Origin of the sequence: Curtobacterium sp. NPDC089991 (assembly GCF_044748425.1) — a bacterium.
GTDB lineage: Bacteria > Actinomycetota > Actinomycetes > Actinomycetales > Microbacteriaceae > Curtobacterium.
Window position 1 is genome coordinate 125,056 of the sequence record NZ_JBIVGB010000007.1, and the last position, 25,786, is coordinate 150,841.

21 protein-coding genes are annotated in these 25,786 nt (G+C 70.6%); 9 read left to right on the forward strand and 12 right to left on the reverse strand.

The features are described from left to right. Positions 1-15: 15 nt before the first annotated feature. Positions 16-1,074 carry an agmatine/peptidylarginine deiminase gene (locus ACIPV1_RS17690; protein WP_402726937.1) on the reverse strand — a complete coding sequence of 353 codons (1,059 nt, stop codon included), beginning with the start codon at positions 1,072-1,074 and terminating at the stop codon, positions 16-18. Beyond that, complete coding sequence (locus tag ACIPV1_RS17695) at positions 1,071-2,105, reverse strand: nitrilase-related carbon-nitrogen hydrolase (protein WP_123937137.1); 1,035 nt, start codon at positions 2,103-2,105, stop codon at positions 1,071-1,073. The genes ACIPV1_RS17690 and ACIPV1_RS17695 overlap by 4 nt, the downstream gene beginning before the upstream one ends. Before the next feature lie 60 nt (positions 2,106-2,165). Here ACIPV1_RS17695 and ACIPV1_RS17700 point away from each other — a divergent pair, with 60 nt between their 5' ends. Then, complete coding sequence (locus ACIPV1_RS17700; protein WP_123339303.1) at positions 2,166-2,606, forward strand: VOC family protein; 441 nt, start codon at positions 2,166-2,168, stop codon at positions 2,604-2,606. A gap of 106 nt (positions 2,607-2,712) precedes the next feature. Beyond that, entirely contained in the window at positions 2,713-3,531 is an 819-nt protein-coding gene (locus ACIPV1_RS17705) for an SDR family oxidoreductase (protein ID WP_123671290.1), read from the forward strand. 6 nt (positions 3,532-3,537) lie between these two features. Here the strand turns inward: ACIPV1_RS17705 and ACIPV1_RS17710 are convergent, their stop codons facing one another. Beyond that, positions 3,538-4,191, reverse strand: coding sequence for a DUF1345 domain-containing protein (locus ACIPV1_RS17710; protein ID WP_123937138.1), 654 nt, complete (start codon positions 4,189-4,191; stop codon positions 3,538-3,540). A gap of 748 nt (positions 4,192-4,939) precedes the next feature. Between ACIPV1_RS17710 and ACIPV1_RS17715 the strand changes: the two genes are divergently transcribed. Beyond that, a complete protein-coding gene (locus ACIPV1_RS17715; RefSeq protein WP_402726938.1) occupies positions 4,940-5,332 on the forward strand; it encodes a hypothetical protein in 393 nt (130 codons plus the stop codon). Positions 5,333-5,337: 5 nt separating this feature from the next. Here ACIPV1_RS17715 and ACIPV1_RS17720 read toward each other — a convergent pair whose 3' ends face one another. Genes ACIPV1_RS17720 through ACIPV1_RS17735 form a run of 4 tightly spaced genes read right to left on the reverse strand, consistent with a single transcriptional unit; the run spans position 5,338 to position 9,963 of the window. After that, positions 5,338-6,675, reverse strand: a complete 1,338-nt coding sequence (locus ACIPV1_RS17720; RefSeq protein ID WP_402726939.1) for a flavin monoamine oxidase family protein — start codon at positions 6,673-6,675, stop codon at positions 5,338-5,340. Beyond that, complete coding sequence (locus ACIPV1_RS17725) at positions 6,675-8,039, reverse strand: NAD(P)/FAD-dependent oxidoreductase (RefSeq protein ID WP_402726940.1); 1,365 nt, start codon at positions 8,037-8,039, stop codon at positions 6,675-6,677. The genes ACIPV1_RS17720 and ACIPV1_RS17725 overlap by 1 nt, the downstream gene beginning before the upstream one ends. Before the next feature lie 2 nt (positions 8,040-8,041). After that, positions 8,042-9,484, reverse strand: coding sequence for an aspartate aminotransferase family protein (locus tag ACIPV1_RS17730; RefSeq protein ID WP_123292906.1), 1,443 nt, complete (start codon positions 9,482-9,484; stop codon positions 8,042-8,044). Then, on the reverse strand, positions 9,481-9,963 hold the full coding sequence (locus tag ACIPV1_RS17735) for an Lrp/AsnC family transcriptional regulator (RefSeq protein WP_035809531.1): 483 nt from the start codon (positions 9,961-9,963) through the stop codon (positions 9,481-9,483). Before ACIPV1_RS17735 ends, ACIPV1_RS17730 begins: the two co-directional genes overlap by 4 nt. Positions 9,964-10,096: 133 nt before the next feature. On the opposite strand from ACIPV1_RS17735, the gene ACIPV1_RS17740 reads away from it, so the two are divergent. The 6 genes from ACIPV1_RS17740 (at position 10,097) to ACIPV1_RS17765 (ending at position 16,697) form a co-directional block, all read left to right on the forward strand. After that, positions 10,097-11,551, forward strand: a complete 1,455-nt coding sequence (locus ACIPV1_RS17740; protein WP_123937142.1) for an aminobutyraldehyde dehydrogenase — start codon at positions 10,097-10,099, stop codon at positions 11,549-11,551. A 31-nt stretch (positions 11,552-11,582) separates the two neighbouring features. After that, a complete protein-coding gene (locus ACIPV1_RS17745) occupies positions 11,583-12,770 on the forward strand; it encodes an ABC transporter ATP-binding protein (RefSeq protein WP_123292904.1) in 1,188 nt (395 codons plus the stop codon). Further along, complete coding sequence (locus tag ACIPV1_RS17750) at positions 12,767-13,987, forward strand: PotD/PotF family extracellular solute-binding protein (protein ID WP_221182536.1); 1,221 nt, start codon at positions 12,767-12,769, stop codon at positions 13,985-13,987. The genes ACIPV1_RS17745 and ACIPV1_RS17750 overlap by 4 nt, the downstream gene beginning before the upstream one ends. Then, positions 13,984-14,919, forward strand: coding sequence for an ABC transporter permease (locus ACIPV1_RS17755; protein ID WP_123339295.1), 936 nt, complete (start codon positions 13,984-13,986; stop codon positions 14,917-14,919). Before ACIPV1_RS17750 ends, ACIPV1_RS17755 begins: the two co-directional genes overlap by 4 nt. Next, positions 14,916-15,776 carry an ABC transporter permease gene (locus tag ACIPV1_RS17760; protein WP_123937143.1) on the forward strand — a complete coding sequence of 287 codons (861 nt, stop codon included), beginning with the start codon at positions 14,916-14,918 and terminating at the stop codon, positions 15,774-15,776. The genes ACIPV1_RS17755 and ACIPV1_RS17760 overlap by 4 nt, the downstream gene beginning before the upstream one ends. Positions 15,777-16,310: 534 nt before the next feature. Further along, positions 16,311-16,697 carry a hypothetical protein gene (locus tag ACIPV1_RS17765; RefSeq protein WP_123937144.1) on the forward strand — a complete coding sequence of 129 codons (387 nt, stop codon included), beginning with the start codon at positions 16,311-16,313 and terminating at the stop codon, positions 16,695-16,697. A 21-nt stretch (positions 16,698-16,718) separates the two neighbouring features. Here ACIPV1_RS17765 and ACIPV1_RS17770 read toward each other — a convergent pair whose 3' ends face one another. The 5 genes from ACIPV1_RS17770 to ACIPV1_RS17790 are packed head-to-tail and all read right to left on the reverse strand — an operon-like array spanning position 16,719 to position 25,778. Then, a complete protein-coding gene (locus tag ACIPV1_RS17770; protein WP_402726941.1) occupies positions 16,719-18,167 on the reverse strand; it encodes an arabinose isomerase in 1,449 nt (482 codons plus the stop codon). Further along, positions 18,164-22,099: a hypothetical protein gene (locus ACIPV1_RS17775; protein WP_402726942.1), complete on the reverse strand. Its 3,936-nt coding sequence runs from the start codon at positions 22,097-22,099 to the stop codon at positions 18,164-18,166. Before ACIPV1_RS17775 ends, ACIPV1_RS17770 begins: the two co-directional genes overlap by 4 nt. Before the next feature lie 31 nt (positions 22,100-22,130). Next, entirely contained in the window at positions 22,131-23,060 is a 930-nt protein-coding gene (locus ACIPV1_RS17780; protein WP_123937147.1) for an ATP-binding cassette domain-containing protein, read from the reverse strand. Between the two features lies 1 nt (position 23,061). Further along, complete coding sequence (locus ACIPV1_RS17785) at positions 23,062-24,840, reverse strand: dipeptide/oligopeptide/nickel ABC transporter permease/ATP-binding protein (protein WP_123937148.1); 1,779 nt, start codon at positions 24,838-24,840, stop codon at positions 23,062-23,064. Then, positions 24,837-25,778: an ABC transporter permease gene (locus ACIPV1_RS17790; RefSeq protein WP_123937149.1), complete on the reverse strand. Its 942-nt coding sequence runs from the start codon at positions 25,776-25,778 to the stop codon at positions 24,837-24,839. The genes ACIPV1_RS17785 and ACIPV1_RS17790 overlap by 4 nt, the downstream gene beginning before the upstream one ends. Positions 25,779-25,786: the final 8 nt, after the last annotated feature.

Consider the following 25,786-nt stretch of genomic DNA (forward strand, 5'->3'; position numbering starts at 1 on the left):
CACCGCGGCGATGGCTCAGACCGCCGGCTGTTGCTGCGTGATGCAGTGCAGGCCGCCGCCGCGCGCGAAGACCTGACGAGCGTCGATCGAACGCACCTGACGACCCGGGTACACGTCGGCGAGGATGCCGCGGGCGCGGTCGTCGGCGACGGCGTCACCGAACGCGCAGGCGATCACGGCGCCGTTCAGCACCACGTGGTTGACGTAGTTCCAGTCGACCGGGCCGTCGTCGTCGGTCAGGGTCGACGGGGCCGGCAGTTCGACGATGGTCGCTCCCGTGGCCTGCTCGAGCGCCCGACGGATCTGCGGCATCACCAGGTGGTCCGGGTGGCCGGCGTCGGGCTGCGCGTGCAGCAGGACGGTCCGGGACGTCGTGGTGGCGCTGGTGGCGCTGGAGTCGCTGGAGTCGCTCGGCGCATCCGCGAACGTCGCGACCATGTCGACGTGGCCCCGGGTCCCGAACCCGTCGTAGTCACGGGTCAGGCCGCGGGGCAGCCAGACCACGTCCGTCGCGCCGATCGTCCGGGCCAGCTCGAGTTCGACGCGCTCGCGGTCGGCGTACGGGTTCCGTCGCGGATCGAGCTGCACGGTCTCCGTCACCAGGACCGTGCCCGTGCCGTCGACGTGGATCGCCCCGCCCTCGTTCACGAGCAGCGACGGGATCCGCCGCGCACCGGCGGCGGCCGCGACCGTGGCGGCGACCTCGGCGTCACGGGTCCACGTCGACCAGGAGTTCGCGCCCCAGCCGTTGAAGACCCAGTCCACGGCGCCGAGCTCGCCGGTCACGTCGTCGACGACGAACGTCGGCCCGATGTCGCGCATCCAGAAGTCGTCGAGGGGCGCTTCGAGCACCTCGACCGCGGTCGACAGCAGGCGACGAGCGTCGGCTCGCGCGACCGGGTCCACGACGATCGTGACGGGCTGGTGCTCGCTGATCGTGTTGGCGGTGGTCGCCCACGTCCGTCGCGCCGCCTCAGCGCTCGCCGCGTCGTCACCGAGCGTCAGGCCGGGGCGCGGGAACGCCATCCAGGTGCGTTCCTGCGGAGCCGTCTCGGGAGGCATCACCCACGTCATGCGCGCACCTCCGGTCCGGCGTCGGTCGCGGCCACCCCGATGGCCGCGTCGATCGCGTCGCGTGCGCCGTACGCGTGGCGGTCCTCGTCGACCGGGGCGACGAGCCCCGCGTAGAGGTCGGGGCGACGGGTCACGTAGAAGGGGAACAGTCGGAGCCACTCCGTCCGGGCCTCGAGGTCGAGGTCCGCCACGAGCACCGCGTCAGCGTCACGCGGCGCCTCGGCGAGCACGCGGCCGAACGGGTCCGAGATGAACGACGACCCGTAGAACGTGATGTCGCCCTCATCGCCCCAGCGGTTCGGGACGACCATGAACTGGCCGGCGGTGACGCCGTTCGCGACGATGACCTGCCGCCAGATCGGTGCGGTGTCGAAGTCCGGGAACGTCGGCTCGGAGCCGATCGCCGTCGGGTACGCCAGGACCTCGGACCCTGCGAGGCCGTAGGACCGGGCCACCTCGGGGAACCACTCGTCCCAGCACGTCGGCAGTCCGACGCGTGCGCCGAGACCCGCCGGCTCGTACACCGGGAAGGCGTCGTCGTCCGTGCCCGGGCGGAAGTACGTGTCCTCGTAGTAGCCGGCGCTGATCGGGATGTGGGTCTTGCGGGTCCGGCCGACCAGGGTGCCGTCGGGGGCGACGAGGACGGCGGTGTTGTAGCCGCGGGGGTCGTCGGGGTGGTCGTCGTCGGCAGGTCGCTCGTAGAGCGAGGCGTGGACGAAGACCCCGTGCTCGATCGCCTGTGCGCGGGCGAAGGTGACCGTCGGGCCGTCCTCGAGCGACTCGGCGAGGTCCTTCGGGACACCACTGGCCGGAGTGTCGCCGGGGTAGCGGCGCAGGGTGAGCTCGGGCAGGAACACCGCCGCGGCGCCGTTGGCCGCGGCGGTGACGATGCCGTCGGCGAGTTGTGCTCGGTGGGCAGCGGGGTCTTCGAGCCAACGCACCTGCACGAGGGCGACGCGGGTCGAGCGGCGGGGGTTGCCTGTGTCCTGGTGCAGCGGAGACGGGTGCGGGGGAGCGATGACGACGTCCATCCCGCCATTGTTGATCGCATGGTCAATGAGCGCAAGGCCCAGGGGGAGTTGGGTGGGGTGATGAGCGAACCCATCGTCACGCCGCTCGGCTTCTCGCACGTGCGCCTCACGGTCACGGACATCCGCCGGAGCAAGGCCTTCTACGAGCAGCTGTTCGGCATGTCGCCCGGCAGTGACTTCAGCGACCAGATCGACGACCCGACGATTCACGACGACCCGTGGCGGACCTACGGCGGATGCTCGTTCACGTTCGGCGGGCAGACGCTCGGCCTGCGACCGGTCGCCCCCGCCGAGGACCGGTTCGATCCCGACCGAGTCGGCCTCGACCACGTGTCGTTCCGCGTCGGGTCCGTCGACGACCTGCACGCCGCCGTCGAGCGGCTGGACGCCGCCGGCATCGAGCACGGCGACGTCACCGACCTGCCGCCGTTCGGCCTGGTGATCCTGTCCGTGCAGGACCCCGACGACGTCAACCTGGAGTTCGCGGCACCTCGACCCTGAGTCGCGGTCCGCTGGTGTCCGCTTGCCGCGTCCGTCACCCGGACCTCCAGGTGCCACGGAAGCGGGGAGCGTTGCCTGATCGCGTCAGATCTCAGGAGGAGACAGCATGAGCAAGACCTGGTTCATCACCGGAGCGTCGAAGGGCTTCGGCCGCGAGTGGGCGGAAGCCGCCCTCGAACGTGGAGACTCCGTCGCCGGCACGGCCCGCGACACCGACGACGTGCAAGCACTCGTCGACCAGTACCCGGACACGTTCCTCGGACTGCAGCTCGACGTGACCGACCGTGCCGCGGACTTCGCGGCTGTGCAGCGCGCGGCGGAGCACTTCGGCTCGCTCGACGTCGTCGTGAACAACGCCGGCTACGGCCACTTCGGCATGGTCGAGGAACTCACCGAGGACGACGTCCGCGCCCAGCTCGAGACGAACCTGTTCGGAGCGCTCTGGGTGACCCAGGCCGCGCTTCCGATCATGCGGGAGCAGGGTTCCGGGCACGTCATCCAGGTCTCGAGCATCGGCGGGATCAGCGCGTTCCCGACCGTCGGCGCCTACCACGCGTCGAAGTGGGCGCTCGAGGGGCTGTCCCAGTCCCTGTCGCAGGAGGTCGCCGGCTTCGGCATCCACGTGACGCTCATCGAGCCGGGCGGCTTCTCGACCGACTGGTCCGGGCCGTCGTCGAAGAAGAGCGACGAGATCGCCGCGTACGCCGACGTCCGCGAGGCCGCGTCGAAGCGCCCGTCGGCCGCCGACCCCGGCAAGCCCGAGGCGACCCGCTCGGCGATCCTGAAGGTCGTCGACGCCGAGCAGCCGCCCCTGCGCGTCTTCTTCGGCAAGGCGCCGCTCGGCATCGCCGAGCAGGACTACGCGTCCCGCCTGGCGACCTGGCGCGAGTGGCAGCCGGTGTCGGAGGAGGCACACGGCTCCTGAGCGGCCTCAGCTGATGATGTTGACCGCGCGCGAGATGACCAGGGCCAGCAGGATGAACCCGCCGAGTGCCTGGTAGGCCATGATCATCTTCGCGCGCACGGTCATCGGCATCGTGTCCGTCGGGCTGAACGCGACCATGTTCGTCATCGCGACGTAGAGGTAGTCGAGGTAGACCGGTCGCCACGCAGCGGTCTTCGGGTCGGTCTCCTGTGGGAACTGGAAGTCTGCCTCGTCACTCGTCCACAGCTCCGGACGCCGTCGGGCCACCGGCCCGCCCCGGTCGAGCTCCCAGTACACGAGCCCGAACGCGATGATCGTGCTCACCCACACCTGCAGGGCGGTGAGCAGCACGGCACCGCCGTCCGCGTGGCCGCCGAGGAGCAGCTCGATCGTCCGGACCACGGTCAGCTGGTTCGCGACGGTGAGCAGGATCGCCAACGAGAAGGACACCCACCGCGACCAGGTCGTCTCGCGGGTCAGTCGCCGCGGGTTGAAGACGACGAGCGGGATCAGCAGCAGGACGCCGAGCACCGGGACCACCCATGACGGGAAGAACAGCACCTCGCTCGGCAGGAACAGGCTGAGCCCGAGGTTCACCAGGACGGCGATCGCCACCGGCGCGCGGTGCTCGTGCCGGGGTGTGGTCCGCGTCGTCGTCACGGCTCCGAGTGTGGCACTCGAACATCGTTCCGGGCCCGTGCGACCCGTGAGGGTCCGGTCAGTAGGACACCCGTGTCTCTCTCACCGGCACCTGGAACATCAGTAGGCTGGTGGCGGGCCGCGTCACCGCCGGAGCGTGGCCCGAGCAAGGATGAAGCCCACCGCTGGGCAAACAGCGATGGGCTTCGATTTGCTCTCCGAGTGGAGAACGAGGGACAGAACGCGTCCCGAGCTTGAACTCGGAACCAGTGTAACTCGATCACCGTCGGGTCGCACGTCCCTCGGCCCCTGCTCTTCGTGTCCGCCGGCGCTGACACGGAAGGTGGTTCGGATGTCCTCCGACGACGAACCGCGTCGACGCCGTCAGGTGCCGTGGTTGGGGATCGCGACGTTGCTCGTGACCCTGGCCCGGTTCCTGCACGACGTGTGGCGCAAGGGTTGAGCACAGGGTGTCCCGCGCTCTTGCCGGCGCGGGGCACCCGTCGGGAGCCGCTCAGTCGACGCGCGCCGGGCGAGAGCACCGAGGGGCACGAAGAGCAGCACGTTGAACAGGACCTGCGCGGACGCCGGGTCGACGGTACTGACCGCCAGGGCGGACGGAGCCGATGTCAACCGCTCGGAGGACCCGGGATCGATCCGTCGTCGCACGGGGTCGCGTCGCCCGGGGGACGATCCGCGGGCGCTCGGTGCGCAGGCTGATGGCAGGTCCGAACGCAGCCGTCCCACCGTCCGTCTCCTCGCCGCCGTTGTGGTCGCCGGCTCCGTCGCGGTGCTCGCGACCGGGTGCAGCTTCGTCCAGCAGCAGACGGGCGATGCCTGGTCCGTGACCTACGAGGTCAGCGTCGACCAGCCGAGCGGGGCCGCGCTCACCGACGTGCGCGTCGAGGGCGCCGAGAAGCGCGGCGACGCCCCGGAGGTGCACCGGCTCGGCACGCAGGAGACAGGCACGGAGGAGACGGGTACCTGGGAGCACGAGTCGATCGTCCTCGCCGAGCAGCGCGCCTCGGTCCGGGCGACCCCGGCGCGGGGTGCGACGGCGACGTGCCGGATCCTGCTCGACGGCAAGCGCGAGATCGCCACGGAGACCGCTGCCGCGGGTGAGCCCGTGACGTGCTCGGTCGACACCCCGGCGTTCGACTGAGCGGATCAGCCGCCGACGGGCGTCGCGAGCACGAGCGGGTCGACCTCGGAGCCGAGCAACCGCCCGGCCGCCCGCAGTCCGGACAGCAGCGCGCCGTGCACGGTCGCCGGGTCGTCTCCCCACGTGGCCTCGCCGGCGAGTTGCACCCGGCCGGACGGCGCTCCGAGCAGGTCGTGGTCGTCCGGTGACGCCCCGACGTGCAGGTACGAGTAGGAGCCTCGTGCGAACGGGTCGTCGGCCCACCGGGTGATGCGGAACGCCTCGGGTTCGGGGACCGACGGGCCGAACATCCGCCGCAGGCCGCCGATGCCCTCTTCCACGATCATGGCGTCCGGCAGGGTCTCGAGGCGCCGGGCCCCGGTCCCGCCGACCAGGGCGGCCAGCACGGGGGCTCCGGTGACGCGGGACATGTCGTACCAGGAGTGCCAGTCGACACCGGCCGACCCTTGCTGGCGGACCACCCACGAATCGCCCCAGAACCGCTCCGGGAACCGCAGGAACACCTTGTCGTAGACGCCCATCCCGAGTCGGCCCATCGCACCGGTGACCGTCTCGCCGAGCGGTGGGTCGAACGTCACGTCGCCGGCCTGCAGCACCCCGAGCGGGACGGTCACGACGACGTCGTCCGCCGTGACCGACGAACCGTCGGCGAGTCCGACCACGACACCCGTCGCGGACTGCGTCACCGACCGCACGACCGCGGACAGCCGGACGTCGAGCCCCTCGGCCAGGGCGGCGGCGTACTGCGCGTAGCCGCCGGGGAACACCACCTCGTCGCCGGGGACGTGTTCCTCTTCGAGGCCGCGGGCGTCGAGGACGGTCACGGGTGCGCCGCAGAGGTCCTCGGAGCGGTGCGCCATGTACTCGCGGACCCGCGCGGCCCGGTCGCCCTGCCACTGCAGGGACCGCAGCACGGTGTCGACGGCGGCCGCGTACGTCGAGGGCGGTGGAGCGTGTGCGATGACGGTGTCCAGGACGGCGTCGACGGTGTGCAGGTCCGCGACGAACGCCGAGGCCGAGGCCTCGGACAGCGGTCCGCCGGAGGGGCCGTGCCACGCGATCGGCCGGCCGTCGAACTGGAAGCTCCCGACGGTGAACTCGACGGTCTCGATGCCGAAGCGGGGAGCCAGGGCCCAGAGCGGGTTGCCGTCGACGCCGTGGATCCACGAGGCACCGAGGTCGACGGGCACGCCGAGCGCGGTGTCGGTCCAGGTGCGGCCGCCGATCCGGTCGCGGGCCTCGAGCACGACGACTCGCTGGCCGTCGAGTGCGAGCGCCCGGGCAGCGGCGAGCCCGGCGACCCCGGCTCCCACGACGACGACGTCGGCATCGAGTGCAGCCATCAGTGGCCTCCTGTCAGGGGTGCCATCAGCCGCGCCGCCAGGCTCGGCCGTCCGGTCAGGGCTTCTTCGCGGTCGGCCAGGTCGGTCGCCACGAGCCCGGCGTTCGCCCCGAGGAACCGGAGCGGCTCGGGCTCCCAGTCGGGCGAGCGGTGGTTCACCCACGGCAGCGCGGTGAGCGGCGACGCGACCCCGCGCACGAGGTCGGCGAGCGTCCGCCCGGCCAGGTTCGTCGTGGAGAGTCCGTCACCGACGTAGCCGCCGGCGGTGCCGACGTGCCCGTCCCAGGTGACGGACGCGCACCAGTCGCGCGGCACCCCGAGCGGGCCGCCCCACGTGTGGGTGACCGGGGCGTCGGTGACGGCGGGGAACAACTCCACCAGGGACTTCCGCAGGTGCTCGAAGACGCGTGGCACTCGGTCGTAGCCGGGGGTGATCGCGGACCCCCAGTGGTAGCGGGCTCCGCGTCCGCCGAACGCCAGTCGGTCGTCCGCCGTGCGCTGCCCGTACACGAGCAGGTGCCGGTAGTCGGAGAACGTCTGCCCGTGCTCCAGGCCGATGCGCTCCCACACCGCCGTGGGCAGCGGCGCCGTCGCGATCATGAGCGAGTAGAGCGGCAGGATCCGCCGCTTCGTCTGTTCGAGCTGTGCGCCGTACCCCTCGACCGCGATGACGACCGCGCCGGCCGTGACGGTCCCACGCGACGTGACCACACGCCCGTGGTCCCACGACGAGGCGGGCGTGTGCTCCGCGATCCGGACGCCCCGGGCCTCCAGGGCGGCCGCCAGGCCACGCACCAGTGCGGCGGGCTGCACCCGCGCGCAGTCCGGGGTCCACGCGACCCCCGCCGATCCGGCGGCGTCGCCGGGCCGGGCCGCGCGCCACGTCATGGCGTCGCCCCACTCGGCCGACGAGGCGACCTCGTCGTGCGCCGCGCGTTCCTGCACGGCGGACCGTGCGTAGAGGACGGTGCCGCCCTTCACGTAGTCGCAGTCGACCCCGGCCTCGGACGCTGCGCGCCCGACCTCGTCGACGGTGTCGCGCATCGCTGCGCGCAGCGCGAGTGCTGCGTCGCGGCCGTGCTCGCGCGCGACGGAGTCCGCGGAGCGCGGGAACAAGGCCGAGCACCAGCCCCCGTTGCGACCGGAGGCGCCGAACCCGGCGATCTCGCGTTCCAGGACGACGATCTGGAGGCCCGGGTCGGCCTGGAGCAGGTACCAGGCGGTCCAGAGACCCGTCAGTCCACCGCCGACGATCGCGACGTCCGCGGTCGTGTCGCCGTCGAGCGGCGGCCGGGGCGCCAGGTCGTCGCGTCCGGTGGACGCGAGCTGGTCGAGCCAGAACGAGACGCCCCGGTAGCCGCTCACGGTCAGATCTTCGACGAGGCCTCGGACAGGACGCTCCGCAGGATCGAGGTGATCTCGCGGAACTCCGGCTGCCCGATGGTCAGCGGCGGAGCGAGCTGCACGACCGGGTCGCCGCGGTCGTCCGCCCGGCAGTACAGCCCGGCGTCGAACAGCGCCTTCGACAGGAACCCGCGCAGCAGCCGCTCGGACTCGTCGTCGTCGAAGGTCGTCTTGGTGGCCTTGTCCTTGACGAGCTCGATGCCGTAGAAGTAGCCGTCACCGCGGACGTCCCCGACGATCGGCAGGTCCTTCAGGGTGTCGAGCTCGGCCTTGAACAGCGGGGCGTTCTGCCGCACGTTCGCGAGCAGGCCCTCTTCCTCGAAGATGTCGAGGTTCTCCATCGCGACGGCGGCCGACACCGGGTGCCCGCCGAACGTGTACCCGTGGTAGAAGGTCGTGTCGCCCTTGGAGAACGGCTCGAAGAGCTTGTCGCTGATGATGGTCGCGCCGATGGGGGAGTAGCCCGAGGTCATCGCCTTCGCGCACGTGATCATGTCCGGCACGAAGTCGTAGGTGTCGCACGCGAACATGGTCCCGATGCGGCCGAAGGCGCAGATCACCTCGTCGGAGACGAGCAGGACGTCGTACTCGTCGCAGATCTCGCGCACCCGCTGGAAGTACCCGGGCGGCGGGGTGAAGCAGCCGCCGGAGTTCTGCACCGGTTCCAGGAACACCGCCGCGACGGTGTCGGGGCCCTCGAACTCGATCATCTCGCGGATGCGCTCGGCCGCCCAGAAGCCGAACTGCTCCTCGGTGCCGCCCGGGAAGCCCATCTCCTCGGCGCGGTAGTAGTTCGTGTTCGGCACCCGGAAGCCACCGGGCGTCAGGGGCTCGAACATCTGCTTCATCGCCGGGATGCCGGTGATCGCCAGGGCACCCTGCGGGGTGCCGTGGTAGGCGACCGCGCGCGAGATGACCTTGTGCTTCATGGGCTTGCCCTGGAGCTTCCAGTAGTACTTCGCGAGCTTGAAGGCGGTCTCCACCGCTTCGCCGCCGCCCGTCGAGTAGAAGACCTTGTTGAGGTCGCCCGGGGCGTGCTCGGCCAGGCGGTCGGCGAGCTCGATGGCCGCCGGGTGCGCGTAGGACCAGATCGGGAAGAAGCTCAGCGTCTCCGCCTGCTTCGCAGCCATCTCGGCCAGGCGCTTCCGACCGTGGCCGGCGGCGACGACGAACAGGCCGGAGAGCCCGTCGATGTAGCCCTTGCCGTGGCTGTCGTAGACGTGGTGGCCCTCGCCGCGCACCATGATCGGCACGTCGGCACCGGCCTGGTTCGCACCGTGCCGGGCGAAGTGCATCCACAGGTGGTCCCGGGACTTCCGCTGCAGGTCGGCGTCGTCGACCGGGGCGAACGGGTCGTAGGAGTGGAGCCGCGTGGGCTGTCCGGTCGTCTGGTCTGAGATGGTCATCGCGTTCCCCAGTCGTAGAGCTGTTTGCGGAGTTGCAGGTAGACGAAGGTCTCGGTGCCGGCGACGCCCGGGATGGCCCGGATCGTGCCGTTGAGCAGTTCGATCAGGTCGTCGTCGTCCTCGCAGACGACCTCGACCATCAGGTCGAAGCTGCCGGCGGTCATGACGAGGTAGTCGACCGCCGGCAGCTGTTCGAGGGCATCGGCGACTGTTCGGGTGTCGCCGCTGACCCGGATGCCGATCATCGCCTGCCGGTGGAAGCCGAGCTGCATCGGGTCGGTGACCGCGACGATCTGCATGACGCCGGTCTCGGTGAGCTTCTGGACTCGTTGCCGGACCGCCGCCTCGCTGAGACCGACGGCCTTGCCGATCTCGCCGTACGGACGGCGGCCGTCCGCCTGGAGTTGTTCGATGATCCGCTTCGAGGTGTCGTCGATCGGTCCCGGACGTCGTGGTGCTGCCGCCATGCCGGACAGCATGGCAGCGAGGCCCGGAGCGCGCAAGGGATTCCGTTGTGAACACCGTGTTTCGCGACGATTTCCGTTGTTACGGTTCTCCACAACCTCCGAATCCGTCTTCCGAACCGCCGGAATCCGTGTCAGGATCACCGCCATGCTGGACACGACGGAAACGGTGACCACGACGCACGAGGTGCGCAACTTCGTCGGTGGGGCGTTCGTCGAGTCGGGCGCGGACACCCGGTTCGACCTGGTCGACCCCACCACCGAGCAGGTCTACGGCACGTCCCCCGTGTCCACGGCCGCCGACGTCGACGCCGCGTTCACGAGCGCGAGCACCGCCTTCGCGACCTGGCGCCGCACGACCCCCGGCGAACGACAGCTCGCGCTGTTCCGGATCGCCGACGCCATGGAGCAGCGGGCATCGGAGTTCGCCGACCTCGAGTCCCTCGACACCGGCAAGCCCCGGGCCACCCTGGTCGAGGACGAGATCCTGCTGTCCGTCGACCAGATCCGCTTCTTCGCCGGAGCCGCCCGCAACCTCGAGGGCCGCAGCGCCGGCGAGTACATGGCCGACCACACCTCGTTCGTCCGGCGCGAGCCCATCGGCGTCGTCGCCCAGGTCACCCCGTGGAACTACCCGCTCAACATGGCGGTGTGGAAGTTCGCCCCGGCGCTCGCCGCGGGGAACACCACCGTGCTCAAGCCGAGCGACACCACTCCGCTCTCCACCCTGCTGCTCGCCGAGGTCGCCGCCGAGTTCCTGCCGCCCGGCGTGCTCAACGTCGTCGTCGGCGACCGCACCACCGGCGCCGCGATGATCGACCACCCCACCCCGCAGCTCGTGTCCATCACCGGGTCCGTCCGCGCCGGCATGGAGGTCGCCCGCGCCGCCGCCGGCGACCTGAAGCGCACCCACCTCGAGCTCGGCGGCAAGGCCCCGGTGATCGTGTTCGACGACGCCGACATCCCGTCCGCCGTCGCCGGCATCGTCGCCGCGGGGTTCTTCAACGCCGGGCAGGACTGCACCGCCGCCACCCGGGTGCTCGTGCAGGACGGCATCCACGACGAGTTCGTGGCGGCGCTCGCCGCCTCGGCACGTGCGACCGCGACCACCGGCGCCGACACGGCCACCCCGTACTTCGGCCCGGTGAACAACGCGAACCAGCTCGCCCAGGTCCGGTCCTTCGTCGACACGCTCCCCGACCACGCCACGATCGAGCTCGGCGGCGGGCGGCAGGGCGACGTCGGCTACTTCCACCAGGCCACGATCGTGTCCGGCCTGCGCCAGACCGACCGCATCGTGCAGCAGGAGGTCTTCGGCCCCGTGCAGACCGTGCAGCGCTTCACGACCGAGGACGAAGCACTGCGCGCCGCGAACGACGTCGAGTACGGGCTCGCGAGCTCGGTGTGGACGACCGACCACTCGCGGGCGATGCGCTTCGCCCGCGACCTGGACTTCGGGTGCGTGTGGATCAACACCCACATCCCGATCGTCGCCGAGATGCCGCACGGCGGCTTCAAGCACTCCGGCTACGGCAAGGACCTGTCCCAGTACGGGTTCGACGACTACACCCGCATCAAGCACGTCATGTCCTACATCGGCTGACCCCGATCCTTCCGAAGCAGCAGGAGGCACCATGGCAATGACCGGCACGTTCGCCGAATCCGGAGCCGATCTCCGACTCGAGCAGATCACCAAGTCGTTCCCCGGGCACACCGCGGTCGACGCGCTGGACCTGACGGTGCCGGCCGGCTCGTTCTTCGCCCTGCTCGGCCCCTCGGGCTGCGGCAAGACCACGACCCTGCGACTGGTCGCCGGGCTCGAGGAGCCCACGAGCGGCACCATCACGATCGGCGGCGAGGACGTCACCGACACGAAGCCCTACCAGCGGCCCGTCAACACGGTGTTCCAGAACTACGCGCTGTTCCCGCACATGAGCGTGCTCGACAACGTCGCGTTCGGCCTGAAGCGGCGACGGATCCCGGACCCGATGACGAAGGCGCGCGAGGCCCTGCACCTGGTCGAACTCGACGCCTCGGCCGACAAGCGCCCCGCTTCCCTGTCCGGCGGCATGCAGCAACGCGTCGCGCTGGCACGCGCGATCGTGAACCGGCCGGCACTCCTGCTGCTCGACGAGCCGCTCGGTGCGCTCGACCTGAAGCTCCGGCACCAGATGCAGCTCGAACTCAAGACGATCCAGGCCGAGGTCGGGCTCACCTTCCTGCACGTCACCCACGACCAGGAAGAAGCGATGACGATGGCCGACACGGTCGCCGTCATGAACGGCGGCCGGATCGAGCAGATGGGCAGCCCCCAGGACCTGTACGAGCTGCCCCGCACCGCGTTCGTCGCGAACTTCCTCGGCCAGTCGAACCTGCTCGAGGGCGAGGTCCGCGGCACGGACGGCCCGCTGCTCGTGGTCGCGACCCCGGCGGGCACCATCGCCGTCCCGGCCGACCGCGCCGTCCGCACCTCGGGCAGCGTCGTCGTCGGCGTCCGCCCCGAGAAGCTCAAGATCCGCACCTCGGAGCCCACCCCCGAAGCCGGCCGCAACATCCTCGGCCCCGGCCGCGTGGTCGACGTCTCGTTCTCCGGCGTCAGCACGCAGTACCTGGTGGACGTCCCCGGTGCCGGCCGCGTCTCCGTCTTCGCGCAGAACTCGAAGGGCGGACCGCGGATCGCCACCGGCACCGAGGTCTGGCTCACGTGGGGCGTCGACCACGGTTTCGGCCTGGAGGCGCACCCCGCGTCCGACCAGACCGTCACCACCCACGCGGCCACGGGCCTCCAGTCCGCACCCGCCACGGCAGGATCGCTCGCGTGACCGGCGGGGGACCCGGCCCGGACCTGCTGCGCGGACTGACGTCCGCGCGCGTCAGCCGACGAGGCCTGCTCGCCGGCGGAGGAGCCGCCGCGCTCGCGGCGCTGCTCACCGGGTGCAGCATCAAGGGCTCAGCCGCCTCCGGCGCCGAGAACGCCGTCGACTGGACCGCGTTCTGGAAGGACGCCAAGGCGACGAAGCAGCTGAACTTCGCGAACTGGCCGCTCTACATCGACTCCGACCACGGCAAGTCCGAGTCGCTCGCGCTGTTCCAGAAGGCCACCGGCATCAGCGTCGACTACCAGGCGGTGATCCAGGACAACGCGACGTTCTACGCAACCGTCTCGCCGATCCTGCGGGCGCAGGGTGCCACCGGCTACGACCTGGTCGTGATGACCAACGGGTTCGAGCTGACCCAGATGATCAAGAACGGCTTCGTGTGCGAGCTCGACCACTCGCGGCTGCCGAACTTCGCGGCGAACGCGGGTGACTCGGTGAAGGACCCGACGTACGACCCCGGCAACAAGCACTCTGTCGTCTGGCAGACCGGCTTCACCGGGATCGCCTACAACCCGAAGTACGTCGACCGCGAGATCACGTCGTTCCAGGACCTGCTCGACCCGGCGTTCGCGGGCCGCGTCGGGCTGATGAGCGACAACACCGAGCTCGGTTCCCTCGGATTGCTCGCGAACGGCATCGCCCCGGAGACGTCGACCCCGGCGGACTGGCGGAAAGCGCAGGCCTGGTTGCGGAAACTGCGCCCGAGCGTGACCGGCTTCTACGACCAGAGCTACATCAACAAGCTCGAGAACGGCGACACCTGGATCACCCAGGCCTGGTCCGGCGACGTCTTCCAGGCGCAGCAGTCCGGGTTCGAGGACCTGAAGTTCGTGACGCCGGAGGAGGGCCAGATGATGTGGCACGACAACCTCATGATCCCCCGGCAGGCAGCGAACCCGGTGGCCGCCCTCGAGTGGATGGACTTCTACTACACGCCGAAGATCGCGGGCATCGTCGAGGACTGGGTCAACTACGTCTGCCCGGTCCCCAGCGCCGAGGCCTACGTCCGTGACGAGCTCGACGACGCGACGGTGGCGGACAGTCCGCTGGTGTTCCCGGACTCCGACGTGCTGGACCGGTCGCACGAGTTCCGGGTGTTCGAGAACTACGACGAGTACTCGGAGTGGAACGGCATCTTCAACGCGGTGGTGCAGTCGTGACCGCCGTCGGGGTCGCCGGCCCGGGTGCCGCACCGACACCGGGTGCTGGTCCGGCACCGGTCCGTCGGGGACGCCGTCGCAGCACGCCCTTCCTGCTCGCGCTGGTCGGGACCGCGTACCTCTGCGTGTTCTTCGTCATCCCGCTCGTGTCGGGGCTCATCGTCTCGCTCATGTCGGGCAACCCGGACGACGGGTACACCTTCACGTGGAACTGGGGGATCTACGGCTCCCTGTTCATCGACCCGCAGGTGCCCTACCTGACGTTCCTGCTCCGGTCCCTCTGGTACGGCGCCGCCGCCACGGTCGTGACCATCATCGTCGGCTACCCGGTGGCGTACTTCATCGCGTTCCGGGTCTCGCCGCGGTGGAAGAACCCGCTGCTCATGCTCGTGTTCGTGAGCTTCCTGGTGTCGTTCATCATCCGCACCGACATGTGGGCGTTCGTGCTCGCGTCGCAGGGTCCGGTCGTCACCTTCCTGCAGGCGATCGGCCTGGCGGGCAAGGACTTCCACATCCTCGGCACCGGCGGCGCGGTGATCTTCGGCGACGCCTACAACGACCTCGCGTTCATGGTGCTGCCGATCTACGCCGCACTCGAACGCATCGACCCGCGACTCGGCGAGGCCGCCAACGACCTCTACGCCGGCAAGTTCCGGGCGTTCTGGCACACCACGCTGCCGCTGTCCCGCTCGGGCATCTTCGCCGGCGTCCTGCTCGTGTTCATCGACAGCGTCGGCGACCCGGTGAACTCGGCGCTGCTCGGCGGCACGAACACGTACACGATCGGCCAGGCGATCCAGGACGCCTACTCCGGCAACCAGCAGTACAACGTCGCCGCGGCACTGTCGACCGTGCTCATGGTCGTGCTCGGCATCATCCTGTTCATCTACGCCCGCGTCTCCGGCACCGACGACCTCGAGGACCTCGTATGACCGCCGTCGCACCGTCTCGTCCGTCCACCGCGACCACCTCGTCGCCCGTCGTCCACCGCCACGGCGTGAACCGTCGCGGGCCCTGGCTCGCGATCGTCTACTGGGTCACCATCGCGATCACACTCGTCCCGATCGTCTACATGATCGTGTACTCGTTCAACGACGCCCCGACGAACCGGCTGTCGTTCGCGTGGAACGGCTTCACGACGTACTGGTACGCGAACCTGGTCAACGTGTCCGGGCTCGGAGCCGCGTTCGTCACCTCGGTCGTCGTCGCGTTCCTGGCCGCGATCATCTCGGTCGCGATCGGGCTGCCGCTGGCCCTGGCACTCGAGCGGTACCGGTTCCCCGGCCGCGGCGCCGTGAACGCCGTCGTGTTCGCGGACATCGCGGCGCCCTCGATCGTGGTCGGCTCGGCGTCGCTGTCGTTCTTCTTGTCGGTGGGCCTCGGCACCGGGTTCCTGACCGTGCTCATCACCCACGTGGCGTTCGACGTCGCGTACGTCGTGGTGGTGCTCCGCGCTCGGATCTCCGGCACGTCGCGGGTGCTCGAAGAGGCCGCGAGCGACCTCGGTGCGACGCCGTTCCAAGCCTTCCGGCTCGTGACGCTGCCGTTGCTCGCGCCGGGCATGCTCGCGGCCGGGCTGCTCGCGCTCGCGATGTCGATCGACGACTACGTCATCACCTCGTTCGTCGCCGGGCCCGCGGTCACGTTCCCCTTGTTCGTCTACGGCGCCGCGAAGGCCGGGATGCCGCCGCAGGTGCTCTGCTTCGGGACGCTGGTGTTCGCGGTGGGGCTGCTCGTGGCGCTGCTCAACGGCGCACTCAACCGTCGCTTGTCCCGCACGCGCGGCTGACTCGCGGCCCACCACCCTGACGAGTGCGCGGAGGTGGTCGCCCGTAGCCCACAGAAGCCGTCTCTGCTGCGCACTCGTCCGGGCTGGGCACCGTCGGGAACGTGCCGCACCGATCGAGACCGGTGCGGCACGTCCTTGTCTCAGTCCTTCCGGACCAGGTCGACCAGGAGCCTGGCGAGGTTCACGAGCAATCCCGCGACCCCCAACCAGAACACCCGACGCCCGGGCTTGGGATCGGTGTCGTTCGACATCGAGACCACCTCCGGTGTCAGCGCCGGCGGACACGAGGAGCGGGGACCGGGACGGGCGTGCAATCGGGCCGGGGCTCGATTACACTGGGCCCGAGCGTTCAGACTCGGGAACGGTTTGTGCCCGTCCTCGGCTTTCCACTCGGAGAGCAACCCGAAGCCCATCACCGTTGCAGCGGTGGTGGGCTTCACGCTTGCCCCAGGACCACGACCCGGCGGTGTCGGAGTCCACGCGGACAGCCTACGTGGAATTTCACCGGACACCCGGCTCTCGTGCGCTCGATCGATGGACGCCATCGAGGTCGACGAGCGCGACAGCACCTGGGAAGACCACAGCCCGCACTTCCGGGTGTACCTACAGGAGCGATCGGGCGACTCGTACTCGACGGAGACGGTCGACCTGTTCGATGCAGACGTCCTGCAAGCGATCGACTGGGCGCAACGAGCGGTCGCGCCGCGCACCGACGCGGTCTGGGGGCTCGCGCTGGTCGGGCGGGACAGTCGTGGGCTCCGCGGGCTCACGTGGCTCGTCGGCATGGACGCCAACGACCCGCCGTCCGACGAGCACGAGATCGACCTCGGCGAACGGATGCGCGCGCGAGGTGGCGCTCCCGTCGGTGTGCCGTCCGCGGACCACTGGCAGCCGGATCTGCGACAGCGGACCGGCGACTGAAGCTGCCGTGGTCCGTCCGGGTCAGCAGGTGCGGAACTCGATCCCGAGGAGCTCGGCGGCGGCCCGGTAGTCCGCGACCCGGTCACCGATCGACAGCGACCAGTGGTGGCCGACGCCCGTCCCGCTCCACTCGTCCACCCACTCGCCGGGGTCCCGGCCGAAGTCGACCCGTGAGGTCGTGTTGCCGATCTGCAGGAGCGGCCCGGGGACGACGTCCCCCGTGGAGGCGATGAACGACAGCCGCCCGTCGCGGTCCTGGCCGAGGCCGAGCAAGGTCACCGGGCCGTGCTGCACGTCGAACTCGACGGACACACCCCATCCGCGCTTGCCGTGGTAGACCCCGAGCCCCCGGAGCAGGGGGTCGCGCGACGAGACGGCCAGGTTCGCCGGACCGTCGTGGCCCATCTCGACGACCCCGTCCTCGAAGTCGAGCGCCTGGAGTTCGCAGAACGATCCACCAGCACCGGCGACCTGCGTCACGAGTTGCGCGACCGTGGTCCGCAGCTCGTACTCGCCCGTGGTCGGGATGCCGCGAGCGGTGAGCAGCGACGCACCGAGGATCATGCCGGCACCGAGTCGCTCGTGCTGCTCGCCGTCGAGTCCGCGGTGGTAGTACGCCAGGCTGTCGAGGTCTGCGTCCTCCACGAGTCGGTCCAGCCCGACGGAGACGCGCGCGCCCCACGCCAGGTCGACCTCGTCCACGGAGTCGTCGACGGTGAAGACCGCCCGGGCGAGTGCCACCCGGTCGGCGACCTCCGCCTCGGTCACCAGTTCGACCCGGTGCCGGAGATCGTCGAACTCGAGGACCTCGACGTGCGATCCGAAGGTAGTCGGGAGCAGCGTCAGGTCGGTCGAGACGTCGAGCATGCCGGGGTAGAGGTGCCCCATCAGGCCGTGCCGTGCGTGCCGGAGTGCTGCACGGACGTCGGCCGCCCGGACCCAGCGGGCGATGCGCTCCCAGGCGGCGTCCTGTTGCAGCCAGCCGGACACCGACCGGAACGGGATGCCCGCCCGTCGGAACACGTTGCCGATCTCCGGAACCGGGCACTGGCCGCAGTACGCGAGCCACTCGCCGGTGCCGAACGTGTCGTGGTCCATGCGAGGGGTCGGTTGGAGGTCGATGACGAGGACCGGGGTGCCCGTGCGCTGTGCGATCGGGAGCACCATCGACGACGTCAGGTAGGTGGCCACGAAGAGGACGATGAGGTCGCAGTCGGCGCCGCGCAGCCGTTCTGCCGCCCGGGCGGTGTCCGTGGCGTCCGACACGAACCCCGCGTCGACGATCTCGGCGTCCATCGACTCGAACCGGCGCGCGACGTACGCCGCGGACCCCTCGAGTTGCGGCAGCAGGTCGGGGAACTGCGGCCAGTACGCTCCGAGCCCACCCGAGACGAGCCCGATCCGGGTCCGACGACGCGTCCGCATCGGCAACAGGTCGGACACCGCCGTCACAGTGGTCGTCGTGGTCATCGGAGATCCTCCTGGTCGGTGAGCAGCTCGACCCGGACCTTGCCGGTGATGCCGGTCCGCAACTGCGCGGGCTTCAGGAACGTTGTCTGCGTCGCTGCGGCGTAGCGGGGCGCGAGCGTCCCGTACACGGTCACGGCGAGTTCGTGCCGGCCGCTGCCGACGTCGGGGACCGTGAACACCCAGGGCGCGCAGAACGCCGCGGCGACCCGTTCGCCGTCGAGGTCGAGCTCCACAGCACCGCGGACGGTCCCGAGGTCGATGCGGATCGCGCCGCGGGCCGCGGTCTCGATCGGTGTGGTGTACCGGACGGCGCCGCTCCAGCTCTCCAGGTGCTGCTCGGACCAGTCCTCGAACCGCGCCGCCGTCGGGACCGTGCGGACCCGGACGGGCTCGGACCACGCGGCTCCCGACGTGGAGAAGGCCCGGGGGGCGACCGTGACAGCGAGTGTCGCAGGCGCGTCCGTCGGGGCGTCGAAGGTCACCGTCCGTCCGGACACGACGGAGTCGCGCCCGGGGATCTCGACGTGCTGCGGATCGACCGGCAACTCGACGGCGGCGGCACCGGCCGGCAGGCGCAGTGCGAAGTCCTCCGCCCGCGGCACGCTCGACACGGCGGTCTCGAACGGGACGGTCGGCGGACCGACCTCCGGCGGTCCGCTCAGCCAGTGCGCCGCGGGGAGGGGGTGCGGCCGGACCGCTGCACGCGCGTGCACGGTCGATCCGGTCCGCGCGGGCAGCAGGACCACCGTGGCGTCGTCGGGTCCGACCGACCAGTCCGCGCCGCTCGGGACCGCGACCGTGCCCGACGGCGTCGTGAGGACGAGGTCGACGAAGAGCGGTGTCGTGGACGTCACCCCGTCGGTCGTCACCTCGATGACGTGGTCACCGGCGGCGAGCGTCCCGAGTTCGTGCAGGAAGTAGTTCGGCAGGTCGCCGAGGCCGGACTCGTAGTACTCGACCTTCTCCTGACGCGCGACCATCCGACCGTCCAGGAGCACGGTGAGCGCGCTCGGTGCCCCCGTGACGATCCGGACGTCCGACGCGTCGGCGTCGATCCGGAACGCGCGACGGAACGTCGCGGAGCCGTCGACGACCCCACGCTCGCCGGCACCGACGAACTCCGGTCGGACCGAACGTTCGCCGGGGCGCTCGAGGCGGAACGCCGACGTGACGTGCGTTGCAGGGTGGGTCGAGCCTCCAGGCAGGGCCGGTGTGCCCAACCGGTACTCCAGCACCCCGACCGTGGACGCGAAGCGGACCGGTGCGGTCGCGTCGAAGCCGGTACCCGTGAGTTCCAGCTCGACCCCGTCGAACCAGGCGCGCGTCGCGCAGGCCGAGGAGATGGTCAGTTCCAGGTCGCCTGGCTCGGGGACCCGGACCAGGGCACGGACGGCGACCTCCTCGCCGACCGCCGGCGTCTCGTGCGTCACGAACTCCTCGGCGATGAAGCCCTTCGGGTCCTGCGCCGCACCGAGTGCGCCGTCACGACCGAGCGACGCCGAGAAGCGCTGCACGGTCCAGCCGGAACCGGCGAGCGAGCCTCCGTCCCAGGCCCGAGCGGCGCCGTCCGGATCGAGGGGCTCCGGCGTGGCCGCATCGGTGAACGGGCCGCTGACGAGCAGCTCCTGACCCATCGTGACGGTGACCGGTGTGGTGCCCTCGGCGGTGACCTGATCGATGCTCCAGAGCTCCAGCGGGATCGGGTCGGTGCTCGCCGGCAGGGCGAAGTCCCCCCACCGGTTGTCGAGGGTCGGGACGAGTTCCTGCGACCAGTCGGTGTCGAGCGGTCGGGCGGTCCGCTCCGCAGGGGCGGCCGGAGGCGGTCCGTCGACGGTGTCGCCGGTCCGCCACACCGCGATCAGGAGTGGTGACCCACCCGTGACGACCTCGATCGTGCTCGAGGCGCCGTCCGCGGCGACCGCGAACGACGTGGGTGTCCTCGTTCCGGTGGCCGGGTCCCAGACCTCGGCCTCGACGACCGTACCGCGCACACGGAGCTCGTCGTGCTGCCCGTACCTGGCGGCGTCGAAGTCGATGTCGTCCCAGCCGCCTGCACCCTCGTCGGTGCGGAGCGGGTAGGCCGTGGCGTTCGGGAACGCCCCCGGCAGCAGCGCGACGCCGTGGTCGCCGTGTTCCTGCGCGCGGACACCGTGCGTGGAACGGGCGAACAGGGCCGAGCGGTCGACGGCCGCCACGGCCGCTTCCGGGGTGGCGAACCGTTCGATGCCGACGAGTCGCTCGTCGACGTCGCCCACGCCGAGGACGCGCCCGCCCGCACGGAGGAGCGCGGTGAGACGGTCCACGACGACGTCGGGCAGCCGGGTCGTCGACGGCAGGATCACCGTGCCGAAGCGGAACCCGTTCACGTCGAGGGTCCGGTCACCGGCGCTCGAGCGCGCGAACGAGTCCTCGTCGACGACGTCGAAGTCGATGCCGCTCTGATCGAGCAAGCCCGGCTGTGCGCGGAACCAGTCGTTCTTCCCCGCGAGCGCCATGTAGGTCCGCTGGGTCACGTCGACTCCCGGGTACTCCGGGCCGATGTCGCCGTCGAGGAAGTGGTCGATCGGCAGGTCCGGCGGCAGCTCGCTGCTGATCGAGGTCGACGGGTACAGCACTGCCACGTCGACGGCGTGCCGGCCCCAGGTCATGAGCGCCGACACCCGGGCGACCGCTCGCGCGAACTCCGGGTACACCGCGTAGTACGGCTGCCGGAAGTCGGTGGACGGCGGAGCCCACTCGAACCAACCCGCGCGGAGACCGTAGTAGCTCGCGTGCGGGTTGTAGAGGTTGGCGCCGCTGCGGAAGAACGGGATGAGCCAGTCCCAGGTGTCCTCGAGCGTTCCGCCCCATCCGCTGGAGTGGAACGACTCGATCCACACGCGCGGGTGGTCGTACATGTCGGCCATCGACGAGTGGATCCTGGCGTCGCCCTCGTGGTCACTTCCCACCGCGTCGAACCACCGGTGCGTGGCGTAGTAGTCGCCGTAGAGCTGCGTGCTCTGGGTCGGGACACCGGCACGCGCTGGGTTCATCTGATCGGCGCCGATCAGCATGCCCCTCGACCGGTGCCACTCGCCGAGCGGCTTGAAGAACGCCCGTTCCGCGAGCAGGGTCCGGACGCGGTGGTAGTCCGCGCGGACGGCTGCGCTCGCCGGTGCCCCGTGGTCCCACAGCGCGGGCAGGTTCGCGACGAGGTCGTAGCCGGTCTCGTCACGGAACCGTTCGGCGAACGTCGCCGACCAGGTCGGCATCGCCGGGAGTTCGTCCTGGAAGCTGCCGACGATCGTCGTGCCGACGTGCTCCGGGACGCGCCGCTCGTACTCGCCGTGCACGAAGTCGATCAGGCGGGCGACGGAGCCCTCGTCGAGGTAGTCGAACGAGGTCTCGTGCCAGGCCACGACGCGGAGTCGCGAACCGGCCGGCACGTCGACCCGGCCGTCTCGGACCTCGTGTCGAACCCACCGTCCGCCGGCGTCGGGCTCGACGTCGAACACGGCGATCAGGTGCTCACGCGGTTCCTCCGGCAGGACGCCGTCCGCGGGGACCTCGACCACGTGGGAACGGAGGGACCGTCCGGCCGCCTCCGGGTGCTGCGCCGTGATGACACCCTGCAGGTTCGCACCGGAGAAGCCGATCTGGTCGTAGAACCAGAGTGCGATGCCGAGGTCCCGCGCGCGGTCGCAGGTGTACCGGAAGAGCTCCCACCAGCGCTCGCCGAACCACACCGGGTCGTCCGGCGGTGCGCCGTACGTCGGGCCCTTCGGCGCGAGGTTCATCAGGACGAGGTTGAGGATCCCGCCGTCCGCGAAGCGCCGGAGCTGCCAGTCGATGCCCTCCTCGGTCACCGTCCCACCGCTCCACCACCACAGCGGTGTCGGGCCGTACTCGGACGGCGGGGTCTCGAAGCGCTCCACGAGTGCTGGATCGATCACGTTCGTCACTCTCCTTGCGAGTGTGTGCGGGTCAGTGGGTGGTCGTGCTGATCGACGGTTCGATCGACCACGGGTCGCCGTCGGCGCCGGTGTGCTCGAGCAGCGTGCGCTGTGCCTCGAGGAGCCGGTGCCGGTCGGCGCGACGTCGTTCCTGCGCGACCGGGTCCGGGATCGGCGTCGCCATCTGCAGCCGTTGCGTGTAGGGGTGCTCGGGGTTCGTCGCGACCGTCTCGGCGTCGTCGAGCTCGACGACCTCTCCGCCGAGGAGGACCGCGGTCCGGTCGCTCATCCGGCGCACGACACCGAGGTCGTGGCTGATGAAGAGGTACGCGACCCCGGTCCGCTCCTGGATCGACTGCAGCAGGTCGAGCACCCGCGCCTGGGTCGTCATGTCGAGCGCGCTCGTCGGTTCGTCGCAGACGATGAGCTCGGGTTCGAGCGCGAGTGCCCTGGCGATGGCGATCCGCTGGCGTTGCCCGCCGGAGAACTCGCGGGCGAGCCGCGTCCCGGAGTCACCCGGAAGCCCCACTGCGTCGAGCAGCCGGGCGACCGTGTCGCGACCGGCGGCGACGCGGCGGACCCGCAGTGGCTCGGTGAGGATGTCCTCGATCGTGAGGGACGGGTTCAACGACGAGTACGGGTCCTGGAACACGACCTGGATGCCCTGGGCGACGCGGCGTCTGGCGGTCCTGGAGAGCGTGTCGATGCGGGTGCCGTGGAACTCGACCGACCCGCCGGTGACCGGCGCGAGGCCGAGGACCGCTCGACCGATGGTCGTCTTGCCCGAGCCGGACTCGCCGACGAGCCCCAGGGTCTCGCCGCGGCCGATGTCGAACGAGACGCCACGGATGATGTTCGTCGTCCGTCGGAAGCCGCGGGCCGGGTACGCGACCTCGAGGTCGCGGACGCGGAGGAGGGGTTCGGCGGTGCTGCTCGTGTCGGGTTCGGTGTCGTGGGGCATCTCAGTGCACCTCCGGGGCGGTGGACGTGGACGTGGTCGCGGCCGCCAGCAGCTCGCGTGTGTAGGGGTGGGACGGCGCCGCGAACACGGTCCGGACGTCCCCGGTCTCGACGATGTGGCCGCCGCGCATCACGCTGACGGTGTCGCAGATGTCCGCGACGACGCCGAGGTTGTGCGTCACCAGGACCATGCCGAGGCCGCGCTCGTCGCGGATCTCACGGAGCAGGTCCAGCACGTCGGCCTGGATCGTCACGTCGAGGGCGGTCGTCGGTTCGTCGGCGAGGATGACGTCCGGATCGGCGGCGATCGCGCCCGTGATGAGGACGCGCTGGGCCATCCCGCCGGAGATCTCGTGCGGGTACATGTCGAACACGGCTGGCGGGTCCTTGATGCCGACCCGCGCCAGCAGCCCGAGGAGCTCCGTGCGTGCGGCACGGCGGCTGATCGGCTTCACCGCACGGACCCCGACGACGAGCTGCTGCCCGACGGTGAGCGTGGGGTCGAGGTTGCTCATCGGCTCCTGCGGCACGTATGCGATCCGCTTGCCCCTGACCGCGCGCAGGGCCGAGTCGGAACCGAGGATCTCAGCGCCGTCGAACACGATCGACCCGGCGGCGACGGCCTCGCGGGGCAGGATCCCGAGCACGGAGAACACGGTTTGTGACTTCCCCGAACCGGACTCCCCGACCAGACCGTGGATCACCCCGCGGTGCACGTCGAGGTCGATGCCGTGGACGACCTCGGTGTGGTCGTCCCCGTTCGGGTAGGCGATGTGGAGGTCCCGGACGGCCAGGAGCGCGTCCCCTGCAGGCGCGGCCGTCGTGGTCGTGGTCAGGCGGTCGCGCAGGTCGTTCCGCTGTCTGCGGGTCAACGGCCGGGGAGCGGCCGTCACCTGCAGGACGTCCCGCAGCGCGTTCCCGAGCAGGACGAGCACGAGGGTCGTCAGGCTGATCAGGACCGTCGGTGCCACCACAGCGCCCGGGTTCTGGTAGATCGACGCGAAGGACGTCTGCAGGATGCCGCCCCACGACGCCTCGCGAGGGTTCCCGAGCCCGAGGAACTCGAGCCCCGCCTGGATGCCGATGCCGGCGGCGAGCACGAACGAGCTCTGGATGATCACGGGAGCACGGACCGCGATGAGCACGTGCCGGAGCACGATGCGCAGGTCCGACAGCCCGGAGACCCGAGCCGCGTCGATGTACAGCTCGCGCCGTACCTGGGTGACGACGGCTCGGACGAGACGGAAGAACGACGGTGCGATCAGGAGTCCGAACACCGCCATCGCGATGAGGATCGACGGCCCGATCACCGTGTACAGCGCGATGAGGAGGACCGTGCCCGGCAGCGCGAGCACGACGTCCGACAGCCAGCCGGAGACCCGGTCCGTCCACCCGCCGAGGAACCCGGCCGCGAGTCCCGCGGTCACGCCGATCAGGACGGAGACGACGAGCACGACGACGCAGGCGAGGAACGTCCCGCGCGACGCCCAGATGAGCCGGGAGAGGATGTCGCGTCCCGAGGAGTCGCCACCGAGGACGAAGCTGCCGGAGAACGGCTTCGCGTTGGTCAGGTCGACCCTGGTGAAGTTCTGGTCGTACGGTGCGAGCACCGGCGCGAGCAGGGCGACGGCGACGAGCGCCGCGAGGAAGACGATGCACGTCACGGCCATCGGGTTCCGGACGAGTCGACGGAGCGTGGACGTCCGGCGCGTGCGCGAGTCGACGGTGACGCCGCCGACCTCCGGGTCGACGCTCGTCGCGGTGATCTGTTCGACGCTCATGCCTGCCTCGCTTTCGGGTTGAGCCACGCCGCCGCGATGTCGGCGAGCAGGTTCACGACGACGACCACGACGATGGTGAAGAGCACGCACCCCATCACCGCCGGGACGTCGCCCTGGAGTGCCGTGGACACGGTGAGGTCGCCGACACCGGGCAACGCGAAGATGCGCTCGATGAGGACGACGCCGCCGAGCAGCCCGATCGTCTGGAGCCCGAGGATCGTCAGCCCGGGTCCTGCGGCACTCCGCAGCACGTGCACGAACACGATGCGCCGCTCGGGGACGCCACGGGAACGCAGAGTCCGGACGAAGTCCTGCGAGAGCACGTCGGCGACGGCGCCCCGGAACTGCTGCGCGGCGCCGCCGACCGACCCGACGAGGACCGCGAGCACCGGCAGGACGAGTGCGCTCAGCCAACCGGTGACGCTCACCGTCGGCGATACGTACCCCGTGGCGGGCAGCAGGTGCAGCCCGACGGCGAACGTCAGGACGAGCAGGATCGCCACGATGAAGCCGGGGACGGCGGCGCCGAGGACGCTGACGAACTGCAGCACGCGGTCGATCCACCCGCCCTTCACCGCTGCGGCTACACCGACCAGGATGCTGATCACGGCGGTCAGCAACAGGATGATCACCGCGAGGCTCGCGGTCACCGGCACCCGGGTCGCGAGCATCGTCGTGATGGGCTCCTGGGTGAAGTAGCTCCGGCCGAGCGACCCCGTGAACAGACTGCCGAGCCAGTGCAGGTACTGCGTGAACACGGGCTGGTCGAGTCCGAGCTCCACGACCTTCGCCTGCACGGTCGCCTGCGTCGCCTCTTTCCCGAGGATGGCGCGGGCGATACCGGGGCCGTTGCTGAAGACGAGGAAGTACGTCGCCATCGTGACCACGAGGGTGAGGAGGACCGCCGACCCGAGCCGACGGGCGACGAGTCTCAGCACGGTGTACC